We start from the raw sequence: 24,072 nt of genomic DNA, 5'->3' as shown, positions 1-24,072 counted from the left end.
AATTTTAGCTCTGTTAAATAGCAGTCAACACTTAACGGAAATAAATTTTTAGGAAAACATATGAAATTTTTATTGGGTGCGCTCTTTACCGTATTTGTGGCAATCGTTAGCGTGTTTGCGGTTGTTACTAGTGGCGTTGTCAATGTGGGAGCTGACCAAGAGCATAGCCCAATGATGTTTAGCTTTTTAGAAACTGCTCGCAATCGTTCCATAGAAAATGCCAGTAAAGATATTGTGGTACCAGATTTAGAGAAGGTTGAGCTAATCAGTTCTGGTGGCGCGGACTATAAGGATATGTGTGCAGGCTGTCACTTGTCTCCGGGAGTGGCACAAACTGACTTTAGTGAGAGCTTATATCCAAAGCCGCCCAACATTACCAAGGCTGATATTGTCAAACGTTATCAAACAGAAGACGGTGCAAAGCAAAGCTTTTGGGCAATCAAGCACGGTATTATGGCATCTGGAATGCCTGCGTGGGGCGCGTCCCATGATGACGGTAGAATGTGGGCAATGGTAGCCTTCATTAGATCGTTACCTGAATTAGATGAAAGCCAATACACGATGCTAACCACTAGGATAGATGGCGATATGATGGACATGTCATTTGACGGTGATATGAATATGTCAGATGGTGGTGATATGGGTATGAATATGTCGGATGATGGATCTGGAATGCAGCATTAATACTTTCTAGATATGAAAGCCTCCTAACTCACGGTTGTCGCTATTAATAATGCAGTACTGAACAGTGCTGCATTTAATGTTTTTAGTTAAGTACATAAGAATTCAAATATAGGGTGTAAGTTTTAGAATATCGAGCATAACAATAGACGTTTAGGAGTAATTTAATGAGACATTACACACATGTGCTTTCTAATGGACATAGCTGGTTATCCGGTCGTGTCCTTTTATTGGTGGTGACATCGTCACTCTCGTTAACGCTAGCCGCTTGCAGCCAATCTAATACCAGTGGCTCTGATTCTCAACCAGTAAAGGTTGAACAGTCTGCTACCCAGAATGCACAAGTACAAAATGAAAGTTCTGCTCCTACAAATGCTCCCGTTAACAGCTCGTCATCATTACTCAAAAACGTCTCAGCCACGGTTTATAAAGATGCCAACTGCGGCTGCTGTAAAGAATGGGTAGGCTATGCAAAAAACAATGGATTAAGTGCAACCACGCACGATGTGGAAGATCTATCCTTATTTAAGGAGCGTTATGGCGTACCACAGCAAATGCGCTCTTGTCATACCACCGTTACCACCGACGGTTTTGTCTTTGAAGGGCATGTCCCTGCTAAACACATGGCTGAATTCTTAGCAAATCCTCCTGCACAAGCTATTGGACTTGCCGTACCGAGTATGCCGGTTGGTAGCCCCGGTATGGAGTATGAAGGTAAATTCATGCCTTATAAGGTAATGCAGCTTAATAAAGACGGCACCACAGAAGTCTATGCTGCTATTGAGTCTCCTCAGCAGCAGCTGTAGTGTTGGCTTAGATGTGAATAGATTCTGTTAAATATCGAAAATATTATAACTATAAGCTTAACCACCATCTCTCAAATTAAATCAGGTTATCATTATGAATAAAAAGAACATACTGAACCGCCGACGTTTTTTAACCGGATCCTCTGCTGTCCTTGGTGCCTCCTTGATGCCGACTATTGCTAGTAGCGCATTGGGACAATCGAGTCGCTCAGGCAGTCAGGGCGCTACTATTAATAGTGATCAAAACGTTCATAAAGTACCTGTATTGACAGGGAAAGAGTTTGATTTATACGTCAGTAAACAGTCCGCTATTGTGAACGGCAAAAAGAGCATGGCGACGCTCATCAATGATTCACTACCAGCACCGACGCTAAAAATGCGTGAAGGCGATACGGTGGTGATACGTGTTCATAATCAGATGGATGAATCAACCTCTATCCATTGGCATGGACTACTAGTACCGTTTGAGATGGATGGGGTGCCGGGCATTAGCTTTGATGGCATTCCTGCGAACAGCACCTTTACTTATAAATTCAAATTAAAACAATCAGGCACTTATTGGTATCACTCACACAGTGGGTTCCAAGAACAAACCGGTATGCTGGGTGCCATTGTGATTGAACCTAAAGGGCGTGAGCGTCATCCTATCGACGAAGACCATGTGATCGTGCTTAGTGATTGGACCAGCCGCAACCCGCATAATCTCTTGAAGCTGCTCAAACAGCGCGCCGACTTTGACAACTACCATCTACCAGACTTCAAAAAACTGCTTGCTGATATTGCCGAAACGGATATGAAAACCGCGTTTGATAAGCGCAAAATGTGGAATCAGATGCGCATGATGCCCACTGATTTTACGGACTTGTCGGGTGAAAACACATTTACCTACCTTATCAATGGCAAAACGACCGCAGCTAATTGGGCGCAAATCGTCAAAGCAGGACAGCGCGTTAAATTACGCTTTATCAATGCCTCAGCGCAAACCATCTTTGATGTACGCATACCCGGTCTTAAAATGACAGTCGTCTCAACGGATGGTAATGATGTCGCACCAGTCGCTATTGATGATTTTCGTATTGGCGTGGCTGAGACCTATGATGTCATTGTCACCCCGACCAAAGATGCGCATACCATATTTGCCCAAAACATAGACCGTTCGGGCTATGTCGCAGCAACGCTTGCCACCAAAGAAGGTGCTCGTGCGGCAACGCCTGCTATGGACAAAATTGAATGGCTCACCATGGCAGATATGATGGGTGCTATGGGTGCTAATGGTTATAAAGCTAAGCACGCTAAAACAGAATATGACTTTAAGTCTGATATGCGTGTGGACAGTCCACGTATGAACCTTGACGATCCAGGTATCAACCTGCGCAATATTAATAGAGAGGTATTGAATTATAGTCAGCTACGCTCTGTCGATGAGGCAATATTTGCGGAGCAGCGCAAGCCTACCCGAGAGATCGAGCTACATTTAACCGGTAACATGGAGCGCTATATTTGGGCGTTTGATGGGGTTAAGTTCAGTGAGGCCACGCCGGTCAATATCAAGCCGGGTGAGCGCGTGCGTATTACCTTAGTCAATGACACGATGATGAATCATCCGATGCATTTACATGGGATGTGGAGCGATTTGCGCATGCCTAACGGTGAGTTTCAGGTGCGCAAGCATACTATGATGGTGCAACCAGCTCAAAAAATTAGCTTTGATGTCACAGGAGAAGCTGGTCGATGGGCATGGCATTGTCATCTGCTCTATCATATGGAAGCCGGTATGTTCAGAGAAGTGGCGGTCGTTTAAGCAAATCTTTGGTTGATAGGTGAGAGATGAGATGAAAATACATAAAGTGGGTTTACGGTTCGCTGGGGTATCATCATTGGTATTACTAGCATCATCATTTGCTAATGCTGCTGACCCTGCCACTGCTAAAAAAGACATGACTATGTCAGATATGGACCATAGTAGTATGGACATGTCGGATATGGATCACAGCAAAATGGATATGTCTGGTATGGGCATGTCGGATATGGATCATAGCAAAATGGATATGTCTGGTATGGGCATGTCGGATATGGATCACAGTGGCATGGATATGTCAGGCATGGACCATGGCAGTATGGATATGTCAGGTATGCAAGGTGGTAAAGCTCCAGCTGATGCTCGCAGTCCTGACTATTCAAACGGTGTTCCCTATGGACGCTATGGTCAGCCTATGATGATGGGTGATATGCCATTATGGGGCGTTTCTGTAGACGATTTAGGCTATCAGTTTGATGACGATCAGATTAATTATGAGGTTAGTGCTTGGTATGGCCTAGATGAGCGCCGTCTATCTTTACGTAGTGAAGGTAGTGTTCAGACCAAAGATGAGAAAGACATTGATAGTCTGACCTCATTGTCTTACTGGAAGCCGCTAAGTATTTTTTGGAATGGCGAAGCAGGGGTCGCCTATGATACCAAGAATGATAAGCCTGCCATTATGGCCGGTATTGTCGGCACAATGCCTTACTTTATTGAAACAGATGCTAGAGCATATCTCTACACCGATGGTCAAGTTAGGCTTGATCTTGGTGCAGAATATGAATGGCGTTTGAGTCAGCACTGGGTTGTGATACCGGAAGTTGGTCTGTCAGCTTTTAGTAAAGACGATATTGACAATCATATCACCAAGGGATTCAATGAATTAGAGACTGAAGTTAGACTGACTTATGAAACCTTAGGTCGTCAACTGGCACCTTACGTCGGTGTGAGCTATGAGACGGCTCTTGGCAGTGCGCGTGACCAGCGGCGTCAAGAAAATGAATCGGTTGATAGCAGTAGTTTGACTGCCGGTGTTAAATTCTGGTTCTAACATTGTCAAAATTATAGGAGATATATTATGAATACTTCTGATCAAAACAGCATGAATCATCAAAGCCATCAACAGGGCATGAATCCTTATGTGAAGTTCACTTTGATGATTCTGACGTCTACGATTGTAATGTTTATCATGATGTATTTTAATACCTATCAATTGGATCATGTTTATTTTAGTGAGACCCGAGCTTATATGGCGCTCTACATGGGTGCCGGTATGGCCGTCATTATGCTGGCCTTTATGGGTAATATGTATAAGAAGACCAAGGTAAATCTACTGGTTTATGGAATAAGTGTAGTAATGTTTGCTGTAGGTATTTGGGGTGTGCGTTCCCAAGCAACGGTTGATCAAGTCGATTGGATGCAAGCCATGATACCTCATCACTCGATTGCCATTTTGACGAGCTCAAGAGCAGATATTGAAGACCCTAGAGTACAACAGCTCGCTGACGATATTATTAAAGCGCAAAAGCGTGAAATCGCTGAGATGCAAGCGCTTATTGAAGAGCTCGAATAGACGGCTATATATAGAGGTATGGCAAGCTAAGAAATTGATTATGAAAAAATGGTGATACCTGGTATCAGCGCTATAGTCTTCGCTGGTACCTTTACCTTAAAAGGACAGATTGCACAGATAATTAATGTGATTTTTTACCTACCCCTTCAACTGCAGTAACTGCTCTTTGTTTTACTGTTCTTATTTCAAAACCTCTTATTCCTATATCGAAATGTTCAATATCTGTCGATTGCTATTCTTGAGTGATAGTAAGCATCTAAAAGTATACGCTCGCCCACCACTGTCAATATGAGTGCTATGAGTCTTGGAGAAATACTATGATGGAAGGCATGGGTTGGGGTTGGATGGCTCTCTGCTTGTTGTTTGCGCTACTATTTTGCGCAGTACTAGTACTAACAATCATGGCACTGCTCAAGTATTTGCGTGATAAAAACTAAATTCCAATTGAAAAGTATAGAAATTATTTTTTAGAGGTTTTTAGATTAATGATTAGATGAATAGCAATCGAGGATTGATGATAGTGCTTTAAGAGTTGTACTTATTATAAATATTTATTGTCTTCAAGGAGTGGTTTTATGAAACATATTGCCGATGAAAAATCTATCAAAGGTGGTCAGTACGATAAAGTACCAGAAAATTATAGTGGTACGGTTTATATCTGCCCGATGCATCCTGAGGTTAGAGATACTGAAAAGAGCGATTGTCCGATATGCGGCATGTTTCTTAAACCTGAAGACGAGGTTGCTGAATCCAACAACCATGAAGATAGTCATGCGCATTGTCATGGAGCGGATGCTAATAATAGTAATGAGGTAAATTCTGTCGAAGACGATAAGTACGACAAGATACCGGAAAATTATAGCGGTACGGTCTATATTTGTCCTATGCATCCAGAAGTAAGAGATGTTGAAAAAAGTGACTGCCCAATATGTGGCATGTTTCTTAAACCTGAAGACGAAGTTGCTAAAGATGATAGTCACGCTAGCTGTCATGGAAAGGATACTGATAGTAGCGGAGTAAAATCTGTTAAAGGCGGTAAATACGATAAAGTACCTGCTGATTACGATGGCACGGTATATACCTGTCCTATGCATCCTGAAGTGAGAGACGTTAGAAATAGCGGTTGTCCGATATGTGGTATGGCGCTTGAGCCCGAAACGCTTACTATCGGTGAAGAGGACACCTCAGAGCTTGACGACATGACTCGTCGTTTTTGGATATGTACCGTGTTGACTGTACCGCTATTAATATATGTGATGAGCGGTATGTTTGACTTAAACGTAGTTAATTTTAGTCAGTATGGTATCTCCTCAAAGATCTTACAATGGGCTGAGTTAGTGCTCGCGACCCCTGTAGTGCTTTGGGGCGCCGCCCCGTTTTTCGTCCGTGGCTGGCAGTCTATAAAAAGCCGCAATCTAAATATGTTTACCTTGATTGCGATAGGCGTAGGCGCTGCTTATATTTTTAGTATTGTCGCGACCTTTTTTCCCGATATTTTCCCAGACAGTTTCAGAGATGCCTCTGGTCAAGTCGGAGTCTACTATGAAGCGGCAGCGGTCATTGTGACCTTGGTGCTACTGGGTCAAGTATTAGAGCTCAAAGCTAGAAGTCAAACTTCAGGTGCGATTAGAGCTTTGCTTGAGCTCGCACCACCAACCGCAAGACGTGTCGATGAAAACGGTGAAGAAGTCGAAGTCTCGCTTGATGAGGTCGTCACTGGCGATAAGCTACGGGTTAAACCAGGTGAGAAACTACCCGTAGATGGTACAGTGATCGATGGTAATAGTAATGTTGATGAATCAATGGTGACGGGTGAGCCAATCCCTGTATCAAAAGTAGCAGGAGATACAGTGACTGGTGGTACGGTAAATGGCACCGGAACGCTATTAGTCGAAGCGGTCAATGTTGGAGCAGATTCAGTATTATCTAAAATTGTACAAATGGTTGCTGAAGCCCAGCGTAGCCGCGCACCTATACAGAAATTGGTAGATAAGGTAGCTGGGTGGTTCGTACCGATCGTGCTTATTTGCTCCGTCATTACCTTTATTGTCTGGGCGATATTCGGCCCTGAGCCCGCTATGGCCTATGCCTTGGTTAACGCGATTGCGGTACTGATTATTGCTTGTCCTTGTGCCCTTGGTCTAGCGACGCCGATGTCCATTATGGTTGGTACCGGCAAAGGCGCGCAAAACGGCGTCCTCATCAAAAATGCTGAAGCGTTAGAGAGTATGGAAAAAGTCGATACCATTGTCGTCGACAAGACCGGAACACTGACCGCTGGTAAGCCCGAGCTTACCGCAATTGATGCGCAGGTAGGTCAAGATGAAGACGAGTTCCTCGCATTGGTAGCCTCAGTAGAAAGCGCTAGCGAGCATCCTTTAGCAGAAGCTATCGTTAGAGCAGCTCAAGAAAGATCACTCATTATTCCTAAAGCTACTGACTTTAATTCGACTACTGGCGAAGGCGTACAAGCCGTGGTCGATGGTAAGAAAGTCGCTATTGGTAACTCTAAGCTTATGGAAAGCCTAAATAGTTTTGATAATGAGCTGTCCACTAAAGCTGATGTCCGTAGAAAAGACGGTGAAACGGTAATGTTTGTGGCTATAGACGGTAAAGCTGCTGGTATTATTTCAGTTGCTGACCCTATTAAACCAAGCACTAAAGAGGCTATTTCACTGCTTCATGACGCAGGTTTAAAAGTTGTGATGCTAACCGGTGACAACGAAAAAACCGCGCAGGCAGTCGCCAATAAACTAGGTATTGATGAAGTTCATGCGGATGTCTCACCAGAGGATAAAAACCGTATCGTCAAAGAAATGCAAGACAGCGGTAAATTGGTCGCTATGGCGGGTGATGGTATCAACGACGCACCAGCGCTAGCGCAAGCTAATGTTGGTATCGCTATGGGAACCGGTACCGATGTGGCGATGGAGAGTGCGGGCATTACCCTGCTAAAAGGTGATTTAATGGGCATTGCCAAAGCTTATAAGCTTAGCCACGCCACCATGCGCAATATCAGACAGAATCTGTTTTTTGCCTTTATCTACAATGCACTTGGTGTTCCTATTGCCGCAGGTGTGCTCTATCCCACATTTGGGCTTCTGCTCAGTCCGATGATAGCAGCGGCAGCGATGAGCTTGTCGTCATTCTCGGTGATTGCTAACGCGCTGCGATTGCGCCGTTTGAAACTATAATTCTGGTACGGTAAAAAGTGTTCTAAAGCACACTGACACATACTGGTCTAAACAAGATCACAAAATATAAGGATACCGTTATGGGCAGCTTTTCTATTACACATTGGCTGATTTTATTGGTCGTAGTGGTGGTCGTATTTGGTACTGCCAAGCTTAAAAATGTAGGTAAAGATTTAGGCGGTGCGGTGAAGGGTTTTAAAGAAGCGGTCAAAGATGAAGAACCCGAGAATGCTCGCAAAAATCATGTGCTTAGCCATGAAAATAGTACGCCAGCTGCAAGTAATGATTTAAATACGCGTGTAGGTAATCAGGCTGATGATATGGAAATCAGCCCTATTTCCACTGATGACCAGCCTAAAGTATGAAGCGCGCCGCTTATAAATAGCGGCACTAAGTAGTCTATTAATATATGTGACTGTTATGTTTGATATTGGGTTTTCCGAATTACTCTTGTTTGGCGTCATTGCTTTAATCGTATTGGGCCCAGAAAAACTGCCGCAAGCCGCACGTACCGCTGGGCAATGGTATGCCAAACTGCGCCGTACAGTATCCACTCTACAATCTGAAATAGAAGCTGAGCTTGATCTAGCTGAAACACGTCAACAAATGCAAAATGAACTTGCGAAAATCCGTCAGACCGAGTCGGATATGAAGCGCGAATTAGCAGAAATGCGTGGCAGTATGCAAAAGTTTGAGCAGTCACAGAACCAAAGCCTAGACGCTTCACATCAGTCAATCACCCCTTATGATAAAGACCATCAACAGAATACTACCTCCTCGTTCATTAAACAGGAGGCGGATCAGTGAGCCTATTTAAACGGCAAAAAAGTCGACAAGAAAAAATAACAGATATAGAGTTTGAGGCGCCAACAGATACAACACAGAATAGTGAGTCTGGAGATACGTTAGGTACGCTTGGCGATATGCCTATTACCGGACATTTAATCGAGCTGCGTACGCACTTAATAAGAATATGCGTGGTCGTCTTAATTATATTCTTAGTATTGGTGGGATTTTCACGCGAGCTTTATAATCTTTTATCAGACCCATTAGTGGCGCAGTTACCCATCAATTCGACCATGATTGCCACTGATATAACGTCAAACTTTATGGCACCCATTCGCTTAACGATATTCGTCGCCGCATTTTTAGCAATGCCTTATATCCTGTATCAAATTTGGTCATTTGTAGCTTCCGGCTTATATAAAAAAGAGAAGAAAATTGCCATTCCTGTACTGCTATCTTCGATATTTCTATTTTATGCTGGTGTTGCTTTTTCCTACTTTGTCGTACTCAAAGGGGTATTGAAATTTTTTATTATGTTCGCTCCGCAGAACGTTATACCAATGACCGATATTGACAGTTATCTGAGCTTTGCCCTCAAGCTATTTATGGTGTTTGGACTGACTTTTGAGATTCCAGTGGTTACCTTATTGCTGATAATGGCCGGAATCGTTTCTACTCAAATTTTAGAAGATAAGCGTCGTTATATCATAGTCGGCTGTTTTGGGATCGCCGCGGTAGTGACACCGCCTGATGGTGTATCAATGCTGTTGTTGGCGATTCCTATGTGGCTATTATTTGAGCTGGGTTTACTCTTAGCAAAGATATTAATTAAAAATGAACGAAATAATGATTTAGTCTCAGGGAATGAAACATTAGAAAGTAGCTAGCACTACTTAAATACGCCAAGAACCTTTTTTACTTTTTACTTTTTACTAGAGTATGTCAGCGTGAGTACTCTACTTAGCGACGGACTCTAAATGGAACACCCAACTAATAACAACGAAAAAAATGACGGTCTTGCAAATCGACTTAACCAAGAGTGCTACTGCATTACCCTTGATCGTAAAGCGCTTAATACAAGCCTTCAAGATCAATTGGTAGAAACTAGAAACAATCCAATAGGAGCGAACGAGCTTAATAAGCTTTTTTCAGCAACACCCGTGTTCGTTCCCAAAACAGAGATAGAGGCGATGGAGCGAATCGTCAGGGCTATCGAGTCAGCTGCCGAACTGCCATTGTATCAAGAGCAAGTGCTGTCGTGGGCACCAGAAATAGCTGCTTTCGACCCAGGCCCAATAGGGGCCCTCATGGGTTATGACTTTCACTTGGGTAGCGATGGACCTCAGCTCATCGAGGTCAATACTAATGCCGGTGGCGCATTTCTGAATGTGTTGCTCGCTCGCGCACAAAAACGCTGTTGCAACCCCTCAGAGCAAAGCGCTGCAACCAATCAAATGCTAGATAGGTTCGAGGAAGCAGTGTTTGACATGTTCAAACAGGAATGGCAGCGACAGTCCGCTGTTGCTATGCCCAATCGGATAGCCATTGTGGACAATGACCCCGAGAGTCAGTTCATGTTCTTAGAGTTTGAGTTAGCCTGTCAACTGCTCCAAGCTAGAGGTATTGATACTGTGATACTTGATCCCTCTGAACTCGAGTATATCGACGGTACGTTAACAGCCCATGGCCAGAAAATCGATATGATTTACAATCGGCTTGTCGACTTTGCATTTGAGGACCCTGACCATGTATTGCTTAAGCAGGCTTATTTAGAGGGTGCTGTGGTAGTGACACCCAATCCCCGCGTACATGCTATGTTGGCCAATAAGCAAAACCTGACATTGCTATCAGACTCCCAAATATTGCGCTCTTGGGGTCTGGATGAGGCTGCAGTGGAGTGCCTCGAAAGGTCTGTACCGAGGACTAAGATTGTATCAAGAGACGATGCAGCAGAGTTGTGGCTTACTCGGCGGCAACTGTTTTTTAAGCCAGTTGCTGGTCATGGAAGCAAAGGCGTTTATCGCGGTAGCAAACTGACTCGACGCGTCTTCGAAAACATTCTGGATGAAGATTATATCGCACAGACCTTTGTCCCTGCAGGAGAGAGATCACTCAAAATTGATGACATCGTAACAACAAGAAAGGTAGATATACGTCTTTATACGTATGGCGGAAAACTGTTACTACCTGCTGCGCGTGTGTATCAAGGTCAGGTGACTAACTTCCGTACGCCAGGCGGTGGATTCGCGCCTGTCTTTCAGGTGTGATCGTCTAGGTCTTATTTAGATGGCATTAGGCTGTTATAAGTCCGGTTAACTAATTCAATATTCTTCTTACCTAACCCCAGTTCGGGATAAGCCACATTGTAACTCATTGATACTATTTACAATGTAGCCACCTGCCCTTGCTGAGGCATGTTTTTGATGGTGGGTTTATAGGGAAACCAGCGATAAGCAATCAAACCTGACAGCAAGTTTGTAATAAAACCCGTGACACTACGATGGCGTGAATGCTCAATCTGACACAAGTTTTTCAGCTCCCCAAACACCGTCTCAACCAAAGAGCGATGATTGAGTAGCGCCTCATCTATCGGCTTGAGTACTTGCGGTTTCATATTACGCCGAAGTTTCGTTATCAGCCTAGTATCACTGTGTTTTGTGAGCCACTCGTTCAGTGCTTTACTGATATAGCCTCTATCCCCAAACACCTTGCCAAACACAGGCGTTGCCATATCCTTAACAGGCACTCTGTCATCCGTATTACCCGCAGTGACTTTAACAGATACAAGCTCGCCCTTGTGATTGATAATGGCGTGCAGCTTAAAGCCGTAAAACCAGCCCATGCTGCTTTTGCCTCGGGTTGCAAGTCCCTTAAAGACTTTATGACGGTAGATACGTTTGTTATGACAAACTGCTATCTTGGTTGAATCAATATAGCTGATACCTGTACAGTCGCCCATCATGCTTTGCAAGTAGGCACACAGTGGCATGATACTGCGCGGCATAAGCTTTATAAATCGTGAGTAGCTCGGCAGGTTTGGAAACTCCTGTTTCATCATGCCATGCATATGGTGGTAGTAAAAAGACTTAAACTGTCGATACCGCCGTTGATGAAACAGTACCAAGATGGTCATAATCTCTGCTACACTTATCTGGCATGCTCTTAACCTTTGGTGTCCCGTTGCGATTAAGTGAGCGTCAAACTCAGGTTTGAATTGCTAATAAAAGTCGTCAATATGGCAGTATAGTTCGGTTAGGTTGTCCATGTAAGAAGTCCTTGTTGTGAAGTTTGTCTTGGTAAACTTACTTTAGCAACTTTGGACTTCTTTTTTATCTTTTTTGAGCGCTTATCCCGAACTGGGGTTATCATAACTAAAGAAGCGAAGTAATACTCAAATACTCAAATACTCAAATACTCAAATACTCAAATACTCAAATACTCAAATACTCAAATACTCAAATACTCAAATACTCAAATACTCAAATACTCAAATACTCAAATACTCAAAATCATTTTGACTATCTGTATCAAGGCTTGTCAAATTACAATGGTCTGTTATCAGCAGTTCCTTTTATACAGTCTGTTTTAAGTAGTTTATTAGCGTAAATAGGGTCAAGAAAAATATTGATTACGTTTTAGGCTATGGTATTTCAGCCGAATCTCTTATAGCCGAATCATCATCGCAACGATGATATTTATACCAGATTGATTATCAAAGTAGGCTTCCCTGCGTATAGCAGGGTTTCCCCTACCTATTCAAATCATCTGTCTCATCTTTAAAGGTTTCTACAACGACAGCAAAAATGTCATCCCAAACTGCCTCATTTGCCAAAAACGGATAATCCTTAAGTAGCTTATTACTTTTAGCACCTTTATTTTGTAGCATGCTGCGAATGATTCTATCGGCATAGCTGTTGGGCATCTCAATAATCTCTTTTATCGCCAGTCGTGCATGGTCATGTTGTCTTAGGTACTGTGACTCGTTATGCATCTCTTTTTCAATAACATGCGCAATCAGTCCTGATAAGTACTGAACATGAGGCGTCAGGTCCATAAAGCGCCATGCCGGTTGAATAAGGTGACTGTCTTCAAAATTTAAGTTTGAGCGAATACCATCAGGGTAAGTAATCGCTTGTTTATCAAAGCTGTAATGATCACGGATTTGCTTCATAAGGGGCACAGAGACACGGTCTAAGATTTTATCATAGGCATGACGGTCTGAGGGATGCTCAGCAATGGCTTGTGATATAGGTAGGATAATCGGCTCATGAATGACTTGGTCTCGTCTAAGGACATCATTAATTAAAAAGCGATGTACGCGGCCATTGCCATCCGCTAATGGATGAATATACACAAAGGCAAAGGAGACAACAGCACTACGCATCAGTGCTGATTGTCCCTCAGTCTTCTCCATAAATACCTGTAATCCTGCTAGCTTATTAGCAATGTCATCAGCAGGTGGCGCGATATAATGCACAATTTCTTTAAAGCCATTCACCTGGGTATGCGACACAAAAACTGGAGATTGACGGACGCCATACTGCTGGATGACCGTTTTGCTACCAAGTATCTCTTGTTGCAACTCTGCTAGCGACTCAGGATCAAGCGGAATATCGCCCTTGCCGGTACGCCGTGCCATCACATCGGCGAAACGTTCAATACGTTTTAACTCTTTCCCTTCACCTTCTATAGTAAAACTGGCTTTACTCTCTCGTAATGTCATCCATACGGAGGCACGCATCAGTAAGTCTTGCCCAAATTCATCGTTCAGCTTGTCAACCATTGTGGCAATATCGAGTGCAGCGGCTTGCGTAAACAACTCTGTTTTCACCAATTGAGGACAGAAATGACGGGTTCCTGCAAGATTGTCATTGATACGCCAACGAGCATTCTTTATGACATGCGCAGGGCTTGAAGTAACCTGCTTCTTAGCATCTAGAGCATCCACATAGTTACCGCCTAAATTACTCGGTACTGCTAACTGCTGACCCATGAGCCATTCATACAAGAAAGCCATTCTACGGGCATAGCTGCCTGTGGGCTCAGCGTTTACCCATGCTTGTACGTCATTAGCCCCTATCTGCTCAAACAGACGAGCCAGTAACTCCAAATTCAGTACTTCATGACGCATGTGAAACTGTAAGTGCGCAATGATCGTGTCCAGTGGACGCGCGGTTTCCTGATAAGCATTATGGATGACATCACCGTCTTTATAGGTTTGCCTGCGCCCACCGATACTACTGCTGACATATAAAGGCGAAACCAGCTCGATGCTGGCATAACGGATAAGCCATGCTGCGCCAATAGGGTCTGAAGTAGGGGTATTCATCATGAGGGGCTCAAGCGATTATAGATAAGCCATTTTGCAGAAAAGCGATTATGAATGCAATATAATGATTATAATGAAGCCTCATTGCATTAAATCGATTTTTATATGACGCTGTGATGTCTTTAGATAAAGATCGAAGGGCGTTTTAAGTGGGCATAATTGAACGAAATTGAATGATGAAAATACACCGTTCTTAACACAGCTACGTAGTAATAGAGTACCTATTTCTGCAAATAAAGCCTTCTTGCCTCGCGTGTAAAGCCTTATATATCAGCTGTTTATGAACAAAAATAAAATAAAATACCTCAGCTATGAGCCTGGCTTTAACACCCGGTAAACAGTAGCTACGCCAACACCAACTGCCTTAGCGATTTCCTCTTTTGTCATATTGCCTTGACTGTCTAATTCTCTAATACGATTGTGTTTCGTTGTATTAGGCTTCTTACCGGAGGGCTTATAGCCACTGTTAGCCAATCCCTGCTTGATACGCTCTCTACGCTTGTCGTTATCAAGCTTTGCCATCGTTGCTAATAAGTCGATCAGCATATGGTTAATCACTGTTAGGATCTCACCTGTCATGCCATTATTAACTGTATGCGTCGTTGGTAGATCAGCCACCACCAATCGCAAGCCTTTGTCTTTGATACGCTGCTTTAGAATTGCAAAATCATCTTGAGATAATCGGCTTAATCTATCCACGCTTTCAACCAGTAGAATATCGCCTTGCTCAGCGTCCTTTAGCAGCTTGGCTAATAATGGTCTATCGAGCTTTGTACCACTGAAATGCTCGACGTACTCAACATGGTTATCATCATAACTTGTACTGAAAGCCACCAAATCAGCCAATGCTCTGGTAGCGTCTTGATCCTTAGTGCTGGCTCTCACATAAATACGAACAGTCATAACCCACCTCTATTATTTAGACTTAATAATTAGTGCTCATTGATAATAACAAGATATTACTATCATTTAATAATATAAAAAGTCTAATGATAGATAGATTATCATTTAAAGGTTTTATGTTTTGGGTATAGGCTAATGATAGGAAAAAAGCACAGCAGCCAGTCTTATAATTCAAAAGTCTGTTATAGATGGTTCCATGCTAACAGTCTGCTTTAAGTAGTCTGTTAATAGGTTTGAAAGGTAAAATAACTGGTTTCCTTGGGGTATACCCTACGATAACAGGAAATCCATCGCGGATGACAAAACCTGTTTAGCTTTTAAACAAGACGGGTTTGTCGATAGTATGTAAGATAAGTTGGAAAAGTAACTAGAGTGTAAGACTATTCATACTGGGTCTGAATCAAAGTTTTATTGTGATTAATTTCTGCTCAATATTATTCATTTGTCGCCATGATGAGTGATGGCGGCTTGTAATTTAGTTAGGAAAAATAATCTTGAGTAATAATATACGTTTGTATCATTTGTATCATTTGTAGCAGAGCTTGTTCTAGGCTTCTTTACTTACACTTTTCTGTAAGTTATTTTTTAGTAAATGATCGAATATAAATGGGCCAAAAGGTAAGAGTGAGCCGAGTACGCCCGCAGGTATTGCCCAAAGAGGCATTTTCATTTTGATAGCTGAGCCTATAAGTATTATGATATAGGTAATAAACAAAATACCGTGTGCCATACCGATGTATTTCACACCTTCTGGAATATCCAGCATATATTTTAGTGGCATGGCGATGAAGAGCAATAATAAGAAAGAGGTGCCTTCTAGGTAGCCTATAAGGGTAAGACTTTTTAACGCGGTCTCTTGTTTTTTTCTAAGGCTGTGAATTTTTTCAATAGTTGGCTGAGCCTGTGACACTGTATTTTCCTTTTGTTATGATCAATAAAGAATTTATGGATTATTCAATGTCTCTATAATAATGGCTCTACGCAGAGCTTTTAAGTATTGGGTTTTAAGACCTAAAATGAGTGAGTACCTATACCAGTCATACATTACCTTCCAGTTCACATTTTATAAACATACTCAAGTATAAAAAGTATTTTTCCGTATAGAGTGACTACGACGCTAGTTCATTTTGTTTGTGATAATCGGCATCAATGTGCTTATTTATTACGCTTACTTTCTAAAAATATCATGTCAATTATAATCAATGCGACACCGACACAGACACCTATATCTGCAACATTGAAAATAGGATAATTCCAGACATCAGCATAATGCACATGGATAAAGTCAACCACTTTACCAATTCTTAAACGATCGATTAAGTTGCCAATCGCACCACCGAGCATTAAGGCTAACCCCATGGACAATAGCTTGGCTGCACGTGGCGCTTTGATTAAATAAACCGTTAAAAAGATAGCCATTACAAAAGCTAAGCCTGAGAAAAACCATTTCTGCCAACCGCCAGCGTCGGCTAAAAAGCTAAATGCTGCCCCATAGTTATAAGCGAGTGTCCAGTTGAGAAATGGTTCAATGACCGGTACGGGGTCATTGAACGCTAATTTGGTTTGGGCCAACCACTTAGTCCATTGATCAAGTATTAATACCATTATCGCCAACAAATACCAGATAAAAGCGCGACTGCCATTGGCAACCATTTTTGGCATTTTATTCAACTTACCTTTAGGTGTTATCGAGTTGCCTGAGGTTACGTACATAGCTTTAGGCGTATGATTCATGGTTTTAGAGTCAATTGATTGATGAGTACTACTCACAGCTATAGGTACTTTATTGTCAGCAATATTAGTACTAGCCGATTCAACGCTATTCAATTTAGTACTATCTAATCTGTCGGTAGATTCAGTCATAGTTGTTTTCTTTATCTGTGTTTATACAATGAACAATGTTAAACGTATATGTTTTTAGTATACGACTATTAATAGCGCCACTTTTAAAAACGGCTCCACTTACCGCTCTGGTATTATGAAACTTACGGTAATAATTTTTTATTAGGGAATCTGTTGATTGATTTCAATATTAACCTGAGTCTGTTCAGCACTAATCACTATCGGATTACCCGATAAGTCGCCTGACTCTGCTATGGCATTACCGCTATGACTAATACGAGCAACGACTGCTAACTGAGTTTTGTCACTACGAGCTGAATTTAACGTGCGATCTGGCATCATCGCATCAAGATTGCTTAAGCGGATACTGGCCTCACCTTGCTCAATAACACTAATGGGTAAACGTTTGGCGGCAAACGGTGGACCTCCTTTAACGTCACGTATCGCAACAAACAACACATCATCAGCTTTCACTAACGGTAATAAATTAGCGTTAATTTTCACTGTCACGTCAATACCTTCTAGCGCTTGCTTTTCTTGCGTGCTAACGTAGTTGCTTAACTCATCTAAGCTTGCTAAAGCTTTAGTATGATCACCTGGTTTGGCCACAATGCTGCCTTGTAAGCGTTTAATCCAACCTTGCGCTTGGGCAAAGTTACTACTACGAGTCTCACCCATTGCCATGAGCATTTGAGCCCGTTCATGCTGCGGATTCTTAGCTAATATAGCTTGTAATACACGGCGAATATTGGCGTCTAACTGACCTTCATTAACGAAAAAGCTAGTCTGAGCATAAGTGGTGGCGATTTCTTCATTTTCAGGAGCTAAACGATAGGCACGAGATAAGGCTTCCAGCGCAGAATCAGTTGCCTCCATAGATAAGAAAAGCTCGGATAGGCGCATCCAGCGATTAGGATCATCAGCATTACGATGAACATTGGTTTGCATGGCGCTAATCAGTTGACGACCATCTTCAAACGCCCATGATGGCGGCTTGTCAATTTTAGCTGTCAATAGGTCGTCAGCCACTTGTCCTACTTTGTCCTCAGCTGTCCACAAATCAAACACGGGCGTACGATTGCCTATTAGTAAATACGCCATTGCAGCCAATATTGGGATCCAAGCTGCGACAATTAAACGGCTTTTGACATCAGGGGTGACCATAGGTGTTATCTGACGCTGCGCATCTAATAGCTGACGCTCAAGCTCCAGCTTTTGATTTTGATAATGGCTATTATTAATAGTACCGCTGTCTTTATCTGTTTGTAGCTCAGCTAAACGTTCGCGAAATACTGCAACATTAATATCTAGCAGTTGATTGTCTATTGGTTTGGACTGCAAACGCGGTGCTCGTAGCCATGGCATAATAGCAATCAGCGCAAATATAAGAGCAATCAGCAAGCTTAGAGTTACAAATAAGCCAAAAGTAGAAAATAGAGTCATTTTTTGTCCTCTAGGCTAGTAATGTCGTGGTCGACACTCTCAGCTTGCGATAATAGACGATCAAGCTCAGCCTTTTCCGTAGAGGTCAAGGCAGCAGTACTGTTCACTGTGACGCCGCTTTGACCACGGGCAACAACTTGGCGACGCTTACTTTGCCAAAACCAACCAATAATTAAGACGAGCAATAATAGTGGTGGAAAAAACCATAGGATCCATGTTGATGGTCGCATAGGCGGCTTGTAGCTAATAAAGTCACCGTAGCGCTCTTGCATATAGACGCGTATTTCAGCATCACTACGTCTATCTTTAATTAAATCATAGACTTTTTGCTTTAGATCCTGTGCAATCGGTGCATCAGAGGCTGCAAGGTTTTGATTTTGGCATTTTGGGCAGCGAAACTCTTCTATTAATCCACGATACTGAGCTTCTTGCTGTGGTGAGTCAAAATCGTATACGTCAATAGCTGCGTTTGCCGTCATGTTAAGCAGACACGCTAGTATTAAGCTTGCTAGTTTTAAAACTATATTGGGTTTTAGTTGAGGAGCTCTTATTCGAATAACGTTCATTTGCACATCTCCTCAACCTGAATGAGATCAGGACTATCGTTGTTCTTATTAGCCTCATTAAGTACGGTCAGGCACGGCTTAACACGCTGTTGCCAATTGGCTTCATTAACCTCACCAACAATATGCTGACGAATGATGCCATCTCCATCCACAACAAAGGTTTCGGGCGCACCAGTTATGCCTAAGTCTAGAGCAAACTGACCCAATGAATCCTGAATAGACATAGAAAATGGATCACCGCCTCGGTTTAAGTAACTGAGCGCATTACCAATCTCATCCTTATAATTCACACCAACGATATCAACGCCGCGCTCTTCTAGTTGCATTAAAAACGGATGCTCAATAACGCAAGTTGGGCACCATGAGCCCCAAACATTAAGTAAAAACGGCTTATCCGGCAAATTATCATTGGTGATAGTACGGGTAGTATCTGCTAATAACGGCAGCTCAAAGGTAGGAACCGGACGCTCAAGAGCGGTATTGGTCACAATGTCTGTTGGTTTACCTAAGCGCATGTACAATATAACTACCAAACCAAAAAAGAGGATAAGCGGAATTAAGAACCATAGCTTCGTCTGCTTTTTTTTCATTGTCTTTGGGTTACGCTGCTTACTGTTTTGGCTATCTTTTTGCTCAGGAGTATTATTCGACATAGTCATTTATTTCTCCTTTAGTGTCGACATCGTCGATGCTGAGATTGCCTGTTCAATAGCTACCTCATTGACTCCATCAGTAGCCAGATCACCAGTAACTAGCAATGGAGCTTTAACTTTTTTGATGCGGTATCGTTTATCAAGCATGCTAATTAATCCACCTAGAGCCATGATAATTGCCCCTAACCAAATCCAGCGAATTAATGGTTTTACATAAATCCTTAATGCCCATTGGTTACTACCATCGGCAATAGGTTCGCCCAGTGCGACATAAACATCGCGCATAAGATTGGGGTCAATAGCGGCCTCAGTTGTTGGCATAGTGCTGATAATATACGTACGTTTTTCAGGATATAGCGTTGCCACTTCTTGGCCATTCTTAGTCACTACAACCTCAGCTTGCGTTGCATCAAAGTTACTCCCCTTTATTTCAAAAAATTCAGTTACTTCAAAATCGTAACCTTGAACATTGACTGTATCGCCAATACCCATTGCTACGTCACGCTCAATACTCAAGCTACTAGTAAAGGCTATGCCAATGACAGCAACCAATACGCCAATATGAGCAGTCTGTTGACCCCAATAGCTCAGACGCAGCTGACGCAGACCTTTAAAGAAATTAGGGGCGTTCTTGGTTTTGTCTCTAAAGTCAACGATCATCCATAGCAGTACCCAAAAGCTCACCGCTAAAGTCACGCCAATATTGAACATAGCAGATGGACTGGTAAAGTAGGCGATAATAGCAGCCAATACGATACTACTAGCGGCAATGGCGATACCCACCCCTAGTAACGGACGCTTATCTTGTTTCCAGCGAATATTAGAGCCCATACCCATAGCGATTAACAACAGCCATGTCAAAGGCACAAACAGCGCATTGAAGTATGGAGGCCCTACAGATACCTGACCGAGACTAAAGGCATCAGCGATAATAGGATAAAGTGTACCGAGCAATACCACGAGCGTTGCAATCAAGATAATAGCGTTATTAATGACTAAGAAAGACTCGCGCGAAACCAGCTGATACTGACTCTCAACCGTCAAACGCCAACCGCGAACGGCAAACATTAATAGACCACTACCGATGATAATGCCAAGAATAGCTAAGATGACCAAACCACGCGTCGGATCAGCGGCAAACGAATGCACTGAGGTAAGGACTCCAGAGCGTACCAGGAACGTGCCAAGCAAGCTTAAGGCAAAAGCGAAAATAGCCAGCATGATGGTCCATGCTTTAAACACCCCGCGCTTTTCAGTGACTGCTAATGAATGCAGCAATGCTAAGCCGACAAGCCAAGGCATAAACGAGGCGTTCTCTACCGGATCCCAAAACCACCAACCGCCCCAGCCAAGCTCGTAGTAGGCCCACCACGAGCCCAGTGCAATACCAATGGTCAAAAATCCCCAAGCCGCGAGCGCCCATGGACGTGACCAGCGTGTCCAAGCAGCATCTAAACGCCCTTCCCACAATGCCGCCATACAAAATGCAAAAGGCACTACCATACCCACATAGCCCATATATAACATGGGCGGATGAATAATCAGACCGAAATCTTGTAGGACAGGATTTAAATCAGCGCCATCGACCGCTAGATTGGGTAAGGTACGCTCAAACGGTGACGAGGTAAATATCAGCATTGTTAGCATCATTAACTGTACACCGGCCAAAATAACTAATACCCGCGCACGCATTGATAACGGCAAGCCGCGACTAAAGTATGATACCAGTGCACACCATGTGGCCATGATGGTCATCCATAGCAGCAAAGAGCCCTCGTGTCCGCCCCATGTCGCCGATAATTTATAGTACCAAGGCAACAGCGTATTGGAATGCTGCGCGACGTAACTGAGGCTAAAATCATTATAATAAAAACCTGCTATCAAAGCGCCAAATGACGTTATCATGGCGGCAAACTGTGCCCAAGCTAAGCTAGGGGCTAGTCGTTGCCAAGCAACTTGGTTACGAATAACACCAATAGTTGGCAGAATTACCTGCAATAACGCCAATACAAAAGCGGTAAGCAAGGCAAAATAGCCCAATTCTGTAATCAACATACGGTCTAACCTTATTTACTCTAATGCGGTTGCAGTTTACTGTAGCGGTGGAATTTTTATTATTAGAACCCACCCCCGAAATCTGCTGCTATCTCTAGTTTTTAATTGATTTCGAAGGGTTTTATTTAACTACTTTAGGCGGAGTTACCAGTGGAGGCGCGCCTTTAAAGCGCAGTAAACGTAACGCATTGAGAGTAACGAGCACTGTTGCTCCAGCATCAGCTAGAACCGCAATCCATAGTCCAGTAATGCCGAATACGGTCGTGATCAGAAAGACGCCTTTGAGACCTAAAGCGAAAATGACGTTCTGATGAATGTTGCGCATGGTGGCACGCGAAAGTGCAATCAGATGGGCCATGTCTGTAACACGACTTTTTAATAATGCGATATCGGCCGTCTCAATGGCCACATCGGTACCACCACCCATCGCGATGCCAACATCAGCGGTTGCTAGTGCTGGCGCATCGTTAATACCATCACCCACCATCGCTATTTTGCTGTTATTCTTCATCTCGTTAAGCAAGCGCAGTTTGTCCTCAGGCAACAGCTCAGCTTCCCATTCCACGTCTAAATTACTGGCAAGTGCTTGAGCGGTTAAGCGGTTGTCGCCTGTTAGCATGACGGAGCGCACACCCATCGCTTTAAGTTGAGCCACACCTTCATGAGCGTCGTCTCGTAACTCGTCTCTTAGTGCGACCAATCCAAGCACTTCTCGACTTTGCTCATCGAAAAGAACTGAGACGGTCTTGCCCTCATTTTGCAGCGCCTCGATTTGTGCCTGTTGCTCGGCTGAAATTGATGCCTCATCTGCGGCATAAACAGGCGAACCGATAGCTAGCGCGCGCCCAGCGATAGTTGCGTGTACCGCTTTACCCGCAGTAGCAGAAGCTTTAGAAGCCACAGGTATGACAACTTTGGCGGCTTTGGCATGACTGACAATAGCTTCAGCAAGCGGGTGACTAGAACCTGTCTCCACACTGGCAAAGAGCGCCAATACCTTATCTTTACCTTGAGAACCCTGATCCTGAGAATCCTGACCTTGAACACTTGAATACTCTTGTGTAATGTCAACAACATCGGTCACGCGTGGTTTACCTTCAGTTAAAGTGCCTGTCTTGTCAAAAGCGACTGTCTTCACTTGGCCGATGGTTTCTAAAGCACTACCGCCCTTGATCAGCAAGCCGCGGCGCGCACCGACCGCTAGACCAGAGGCGATAGCAGCTGGTGTTGAGAGCACAAGAGCACAAGGACAAGCGATCAATAATAAGGCTAGACCTCGATATAACCAAGTTGACCAATCTCCGCCCATGGTTAACGGTGGGACGATGATAATTAGGGCGGCAATAGCCATCACAGCCGGTGTATAGTAACGACTGAATTTCTCAATAAAACGGGCAGTGGGTGCTTTGGAAGCTTGCGCTTGCTCTACCAAATCAATAATGCGCGAAATAGTGTTATCGGCGGCTGTCTTTTCTACGCGCACTTGGAGCACACCATCGATGTTAATTGACCCTGCAAATACATTGTCACCCATCGTCTTGGCAACAGGAACAGACTCTCCCGTCACGGGCGAATCATCAAGGCTGGACGCACCTTGAACAATGGAACCATCAGCAGATACCCTATCTCCAGGACGCACCAGCACAAGGTCATTCACTTGTAGTGAAGTCGCTGGAACGTTACGCTGCCCACCTTGAGCATCAAGTAAAATCGCACTTTTCGGAACCAGCGATGATAAGGCTCTGATGCCAGCGCGAGCGCGATCAGCAGCGATACTCTCAAACAGTTCACCGATTGAGAACAAAAAGACAACCGCTGCGGCCTCTTCAGCTTCACCAATGATAAGTGCGCCAAGCACGGCGACGGACATCAGCGTTTCAATTGAAAAGAATGAACCTGTTTTAGCCAGTGCTAAGGCTTTGCGTGCAAATGGAAAAACGCCTACAATCACAGCGATGGCAAACACCCATATCCCATAAGCGGGGAACAGTAGTGACAGTGCATAAGCGCTGCCCATCAAAATACCGAGACCAACAACCTGTTTGCCTTTTTGAGTTTGCCACCACCGCTTATCCTGCGGAGCCATCTGATTGTCGCTGTCAATATCAATAGCCGATACAGTTTGTTGACCAGTATTGGCAGATATACCGAACCCTAGGCTTTTGATGGTTTTTTCAATATCACTAGCCTGAGTCGGCGCATCAGGGGCCAAGCTTAGCTCTAGCGTTTCTGTAGCAAAATTTAGCTCAACATCAGAAACCCCAGGCATACGTTTCAAAGCCGTTTCAATCTTGCCGATGCAACTGGCACAGTCCATACCTTCAATATGATATTTCATAATAATTTACCCTTTGAATAATGGTATTATGAACCCTCTAGTGGCTTTAGAGTCAAGGTTGTCTATCTTCAGTTTTGAAAATTTAATTTCTCTAGCGCCAGT

The 24,072-nt window shown here is 43.4% G+C and carries 19 protein-coding genes and 1 pseudogene; 10 read left to right on the top strand and 10 right to left on the bottom strand.

Features of this window, described 5'->3' with window-relative positions:
* Positions 1-60: 60 nt before the first annotated feature.
* The 10 genes from JMY05_RS13625 to JMY05_RS13580 all read left to right on the top strand — a co-directional run bounded on the left by JMY05_RS13625 (position 61) and on the right by JMY05_RS13580 (position 11,108).
* The gene (locus JMY05_RS13625; RefSeq protein WP_201615425.1) at positions 61-684 is read left to right on the top strand and encodes a c-type cytochrome; all 624 of its coding nucleotides are present in this window, start codon (positions 61-63) and stop codon (positions 682-684) included.
* 164 nt (positions 685-848) lie between these two features.
* Positions 849-1,487 (top strand): DUF411 domain-containing protein, encoded by a 639-nt coding sequence (locus JMY05_RS13620; RefSeq protein WP_011959987.1) that lies wholly within the window; start codon positions 849-851, stop codon positions 1,485-1,487.
* A gap of 94 nt (positions 1,488-1,581) precedes the next feature.
* The gene (locus JMY05_RS13615) at positions 1,582-3,288 is read left to right on the top strand and encodes a copper resistance system multicopper oxidase (protein WP_045448091.1); all 1,707 of its coding nucleotides are present in this window, start codon (positions 1,582-1,584) and stop codon (positions 3,286-3,288) included.
* A gap of 31 nt (positions 3,289-3,319) precedes the next feature.
* On the top strand, positions 3,320-4,339 hold the full coding sequence (locus tag JMY05_RS13610) for a copper resistance protein B (RefSeq protein ID WP_201615424.1): 1,020 nt from the start codon (positions 3,320-3,322) through the stop codon (positions 4,337-4,339).
* Positions 4,340-4,366: 27 nt separating this feature from the next.
* A complete protein-coding gene (locus tag JMY05_RS13605; RefSeq protein WP_060492335.1) occupies positions 4,367-4,861 on the top strand; it encodes a DUF305 domain-containing protein in 495 nt (164 codons plus the stop codon).
* 575 nt (positions 4,862-5,436) lie between these two features.
* On the top strand, positions 5,437-8,055 hold the full coding sequence (locus JMY05_RS13600) for a copper-transporting P-type ATPase (RefSeq protein ID WP_087945736.1): 2,619 nt from the start codon (positions 5,437-5,439) through the stop codon (positions 8,053-8,055).
* Positions 8,056-8,135: 80 nt separating this feature from the next.
* The gene (gene tatA, locus JMY05_RS13595; RefSeq protein ID WP_045448085.1) at positions 8,136-8,420 is read left to right on the top strand and encodes a Sec-independent protein translocase subunit TatA; all 285 of its coding nucleotides are present in this window, start codon (positions 8,136-8,138) and stop codon (positions 8,418-8,420) included.
* A 55-nt stretch (positions 8,421-8,475) separates the two neighbouring features.
* The gene (gene tatB, locus JMY05_RS13590) at positions 8,476-8,862 is read left to right on the top strand and encodes a Sec-independent protein translocase protein TatB (protein WP_036599454.1); all 387 of its coding nucleotides are present in this window, start codon (positions 8,476-8,478) and stop codon (positions 8,860-8,862) included.
* The gene (gene tatC / locus JMY05_RS13585; RefSeq protein ID WP_011959994.1) at positions 8,859-9,728 is read left to right on the top strand and encodes a twin-arginine translocase subunit TatC; all 870 of its coding nucleotides are present in this window, start codon (positions 8,859-8,861) and stop codon (positions 9,726-9,728) included. Before tatB ends, tatC begins: the two co-directional genes overlap by 4 nt.
* A gap of 90 nt (positions 9,729-9,818) precedes the next feature.
* Positions 9,819-11,108, top strand: coding sequence for a hypothetical protein (locus JMY05_RS13580; protein WP_036599449.1), 1,290 nt, complete (start codon positions 9,819-9,821; stop codon positions 11,106-11,108).
* 116 nt (positions 11,109-11,224) lie between these two features.
* Here the strand turns inward: JMY05_RS13580 and JMY05_RS13575 are convergent.
* The 10 genes and pseudogenes from JMY05_RS13575 to JMY05_RS13530 form a co-directional block, all read right to left on the bottom strand.
* A pseudogene (locus JMY05_RS13575) lies at positions 11,225-12,106 on the bottom strand (IS982 family transposase).
* Between the two features lie 483 nt (positions 12,107-12,589).
* Positions 12,590-14,173 (bottom strand): Fic family protein, encoded by a 1,584-nt coding sequence (locus JMY05_RS13570; RefSeq protein ID WP_087945737.1) that lies wholly within the window; start codon positions 14,171-14,173, stop codon positions 12,590-12,592.
* Between the two features lie 306 nt (positions 14,174-14,479).
* On the bottom strand, positions 14,480-15,073 hold the full coding sequence (locus JMY05_RS13565) for a recombinase family protein (RefSeq protein WP_011959997.1): 594 nt from the start codon (positions 15,071-15,073) through the stop codon (positions 14,480-14,482).
* Between the two features lie 547 nt (positions 15,074-15,620).
* Entirely contained in the window at positions 15,621-15,983 is a 363-nt protein-coding gene (locus JMY05_RS13560; protein ID WP_087813587.1) for a DUF3817 domain-containing protein, read from the bottom strand.
* A 245-nt stretch (positions 15,984-16,228) separates the two neighbouring features.
* The gene (gene lspA / locus JMY05_RS13555) at positions 16,229-16,936 is read right to left on the bottom strand and encodes a signal peptidase II (protein ID WP_045448075.1); all 708 of its coding nucleotides are present in this window, start codon (positions 16,934-16,936) and stop codon (positions 16,229-16,231) included.
* A 141-nt stretch (positions 16,937-17,077) separates the two neighbouring features.
* Positions 17,078-18,358, bottom strand: a complete 1,281-nt coding sequence (gene ccmI / locus JMY05_RS13550; protein WP_045448072.1) for a c-type cytochrome biogenesis protein CcmI — start codon at positions 18,356-18,358, stop codon at positions 17,078-17,080.
* The gene (locus tag JMY05_RS13545) at positions 18,355-18,837 is read right to left on the bottom strand and encodes a cytochrome c-type biogenesis protein (RefSeq protein ID WP_020443538.1); all 483 of its coding nucleotides are present in this window, start codon (positions 18,835-18,837) and stop codon (positions 18,355-18,357) included. Before JMY05_RS13545 ends, ccmI begins: the two co-directional genes overlap by 4 nt.
* An 83-nt stretch (positions 18,838-18,920) precedes the next feature.
* Positions 18,921-19,583 (bottom strand): DsbE family thiol:disulfide interchange protein, encoded by a 663-nt coding sequence (locus JMY05_RS13540; protein WP_082638013.1) that lies wholly within the window; start codon positions 19,581-19,583, stop codon positions 18,921-18,923.
* Complete coding sequence (locus JMY05_RS13535) at positions 19,584-21,632, bottom strand: heme lyase CcmF/NrfE family subunit (protein ID WP_087813586.1); 2,049 nt, start codon at positions 21,630-21,632, stop codon at positions 19,584-19,586. It lies immediately after the preceding gene.
* A 121-nt stretch (positions 21,633-21,753) separates the two neighbouring features.
* Positions 21,754-23,970 carry a heavy metal translocating P-type ATPase gene (locus tag JMY05_RS13530; RefSeq protein WP_011513680.1) on the bottom strand — a complete coding sequence of 739 codons (2,217 nt, stop codon included), beginning with the start codon at positions 23,968-23,970 and terminating at the stop codon, positions 21,754-21,756.
* Between the last annotated feature and the right edge of the window lie 102 nt (positions 23,971-24,072).

It is taken from the genome of Psychrobacter sp. JCM 18902 (genome assembly GCF_904846615.1).
Classification (GTDB): Bacteria; Pseudomonadota; Gammaproteobacteria; order Pseudomonadales; family Moraxellaceae; genus Psychrobacter.
The sequence above is the reverse complement of the archived record's forward strand: the minus strand, read 5'-3'. Positions and strand labels throughout refer to the sequence as shown.

Bases quoted from the DNA above. Each gene is read 5' to 3' on its own strand.
- ccmI (WP_045448072.1), bottom strand. From the start codon at position 18,358: ATGACTCTATTTTCTACTTTTGGCTTATTTGTAACTCTAAGCTTGCTG.
- lspA (WP_045448075.1), bottom strand. From the start codon at position 16,936: ATGACTGAATCTACCGACAGATTAGATAGTACTAAATTGAATAGCGTT.
- tatA (WP_045448085.1), top strand. From the start codon at position 8,136: ATGGGCAGCTTTTCTATTACACATTGGCTGATTTTATTGGTCGTAGTG.
- JMY05_RS13615 (WP_045448091.1), top strand. From the start codon at position 1,582: ATGAATAAAAAGAACATACTGAACCGCCGACGTTTTTTAACCGGATCC.
- tatB (WP_036599454.1), top strand. From the start codon at position 8,476: ATGTTTGATATTGGGTTTTCCGAATTACTCTTGTTTGGCGTCATTGCT.
- JMY05_RS13610 (WP_201615424.1), top strand. From the start codon at position 3,320: ATGAAAATACATAAAGTGGGTTTACGGTTCGCTGGGGTATCATCATTG.
- JMY05_RS13600 (WP_087945736.1), top strand. From the start codon at position 5,437: ATGAAACATATTGCCGATGAAAAATCTATCAAAGGTGGTCAGTACGAT.
- JMY05_RS13565 (WP_011959997.1), bottom strand. From the start codon at position 15,073: ATGACTGTTCGTATTTATGTGAGAGCCAGCACTAAGGATCAAGACGCT.
- JMY05_RS13570 (WP_087945737.1), bottom strand. From the start codon at position 14,173: ATGATGAATACCCCTACTTCAGACCCTATTGGCGCAGCATGGCTTATC.
- JMY05_RS13605 (WP_060492335.1), top strand. From the start codon at position 4,367: ATGAATACTTCTGATCAAAACAGCATGAATCATCAAAGCCATCAACAG.
- JMY05_RS13625 (WP_201615425.1), top strand. From the start codon at position 61: ATGAAATTTTTATTGGGTGCGCTCTTTACCGTATTTGTGGCAATCGTT.
- JMY05_RS13580 (WP_036599449.1), top strand. From the start codon at position 9,819: ATGGAACACCCAACTAATAACAACGAAAAAAATGACGGTCTTGCAAAT.
- JMY05_RS13535 (WP_087813586.1), bottom strand. From the start codon at position 21,632: ATGTTGATTACAGAATTGGGCTATTTTGCCTTGCTTACCGCTTTTGTA.
- JMY05_RS13545 (WP_020443538.1), bottom strand. From the start codon at position 18,837: ATGACGGCAAACGCAGCTATTGACGTATACGATTTTGACTCACCACAG.
- JMY05_RS13540 (WP_082638013.1), bottom strand. From the start codon at position 19,583: ATGACTATGTCGAATAATACTCCTGAGCAAAAAGATAGCCAAAACAGT.
- JMY05_RS13620 (WP_011959987.1), top strand. From the start codon at position 849: ATGAGACATTACACACATGTGCTTTCTAATGGACATAGCTGGTTATCC.
- JMY05_RS13530 (WP_011513680.1), bottom strand. From the start codon at position 23,970: ATGAAATATCATATTGAAGGTATGGACTGTGCCAGTTGCATCGGCAAG.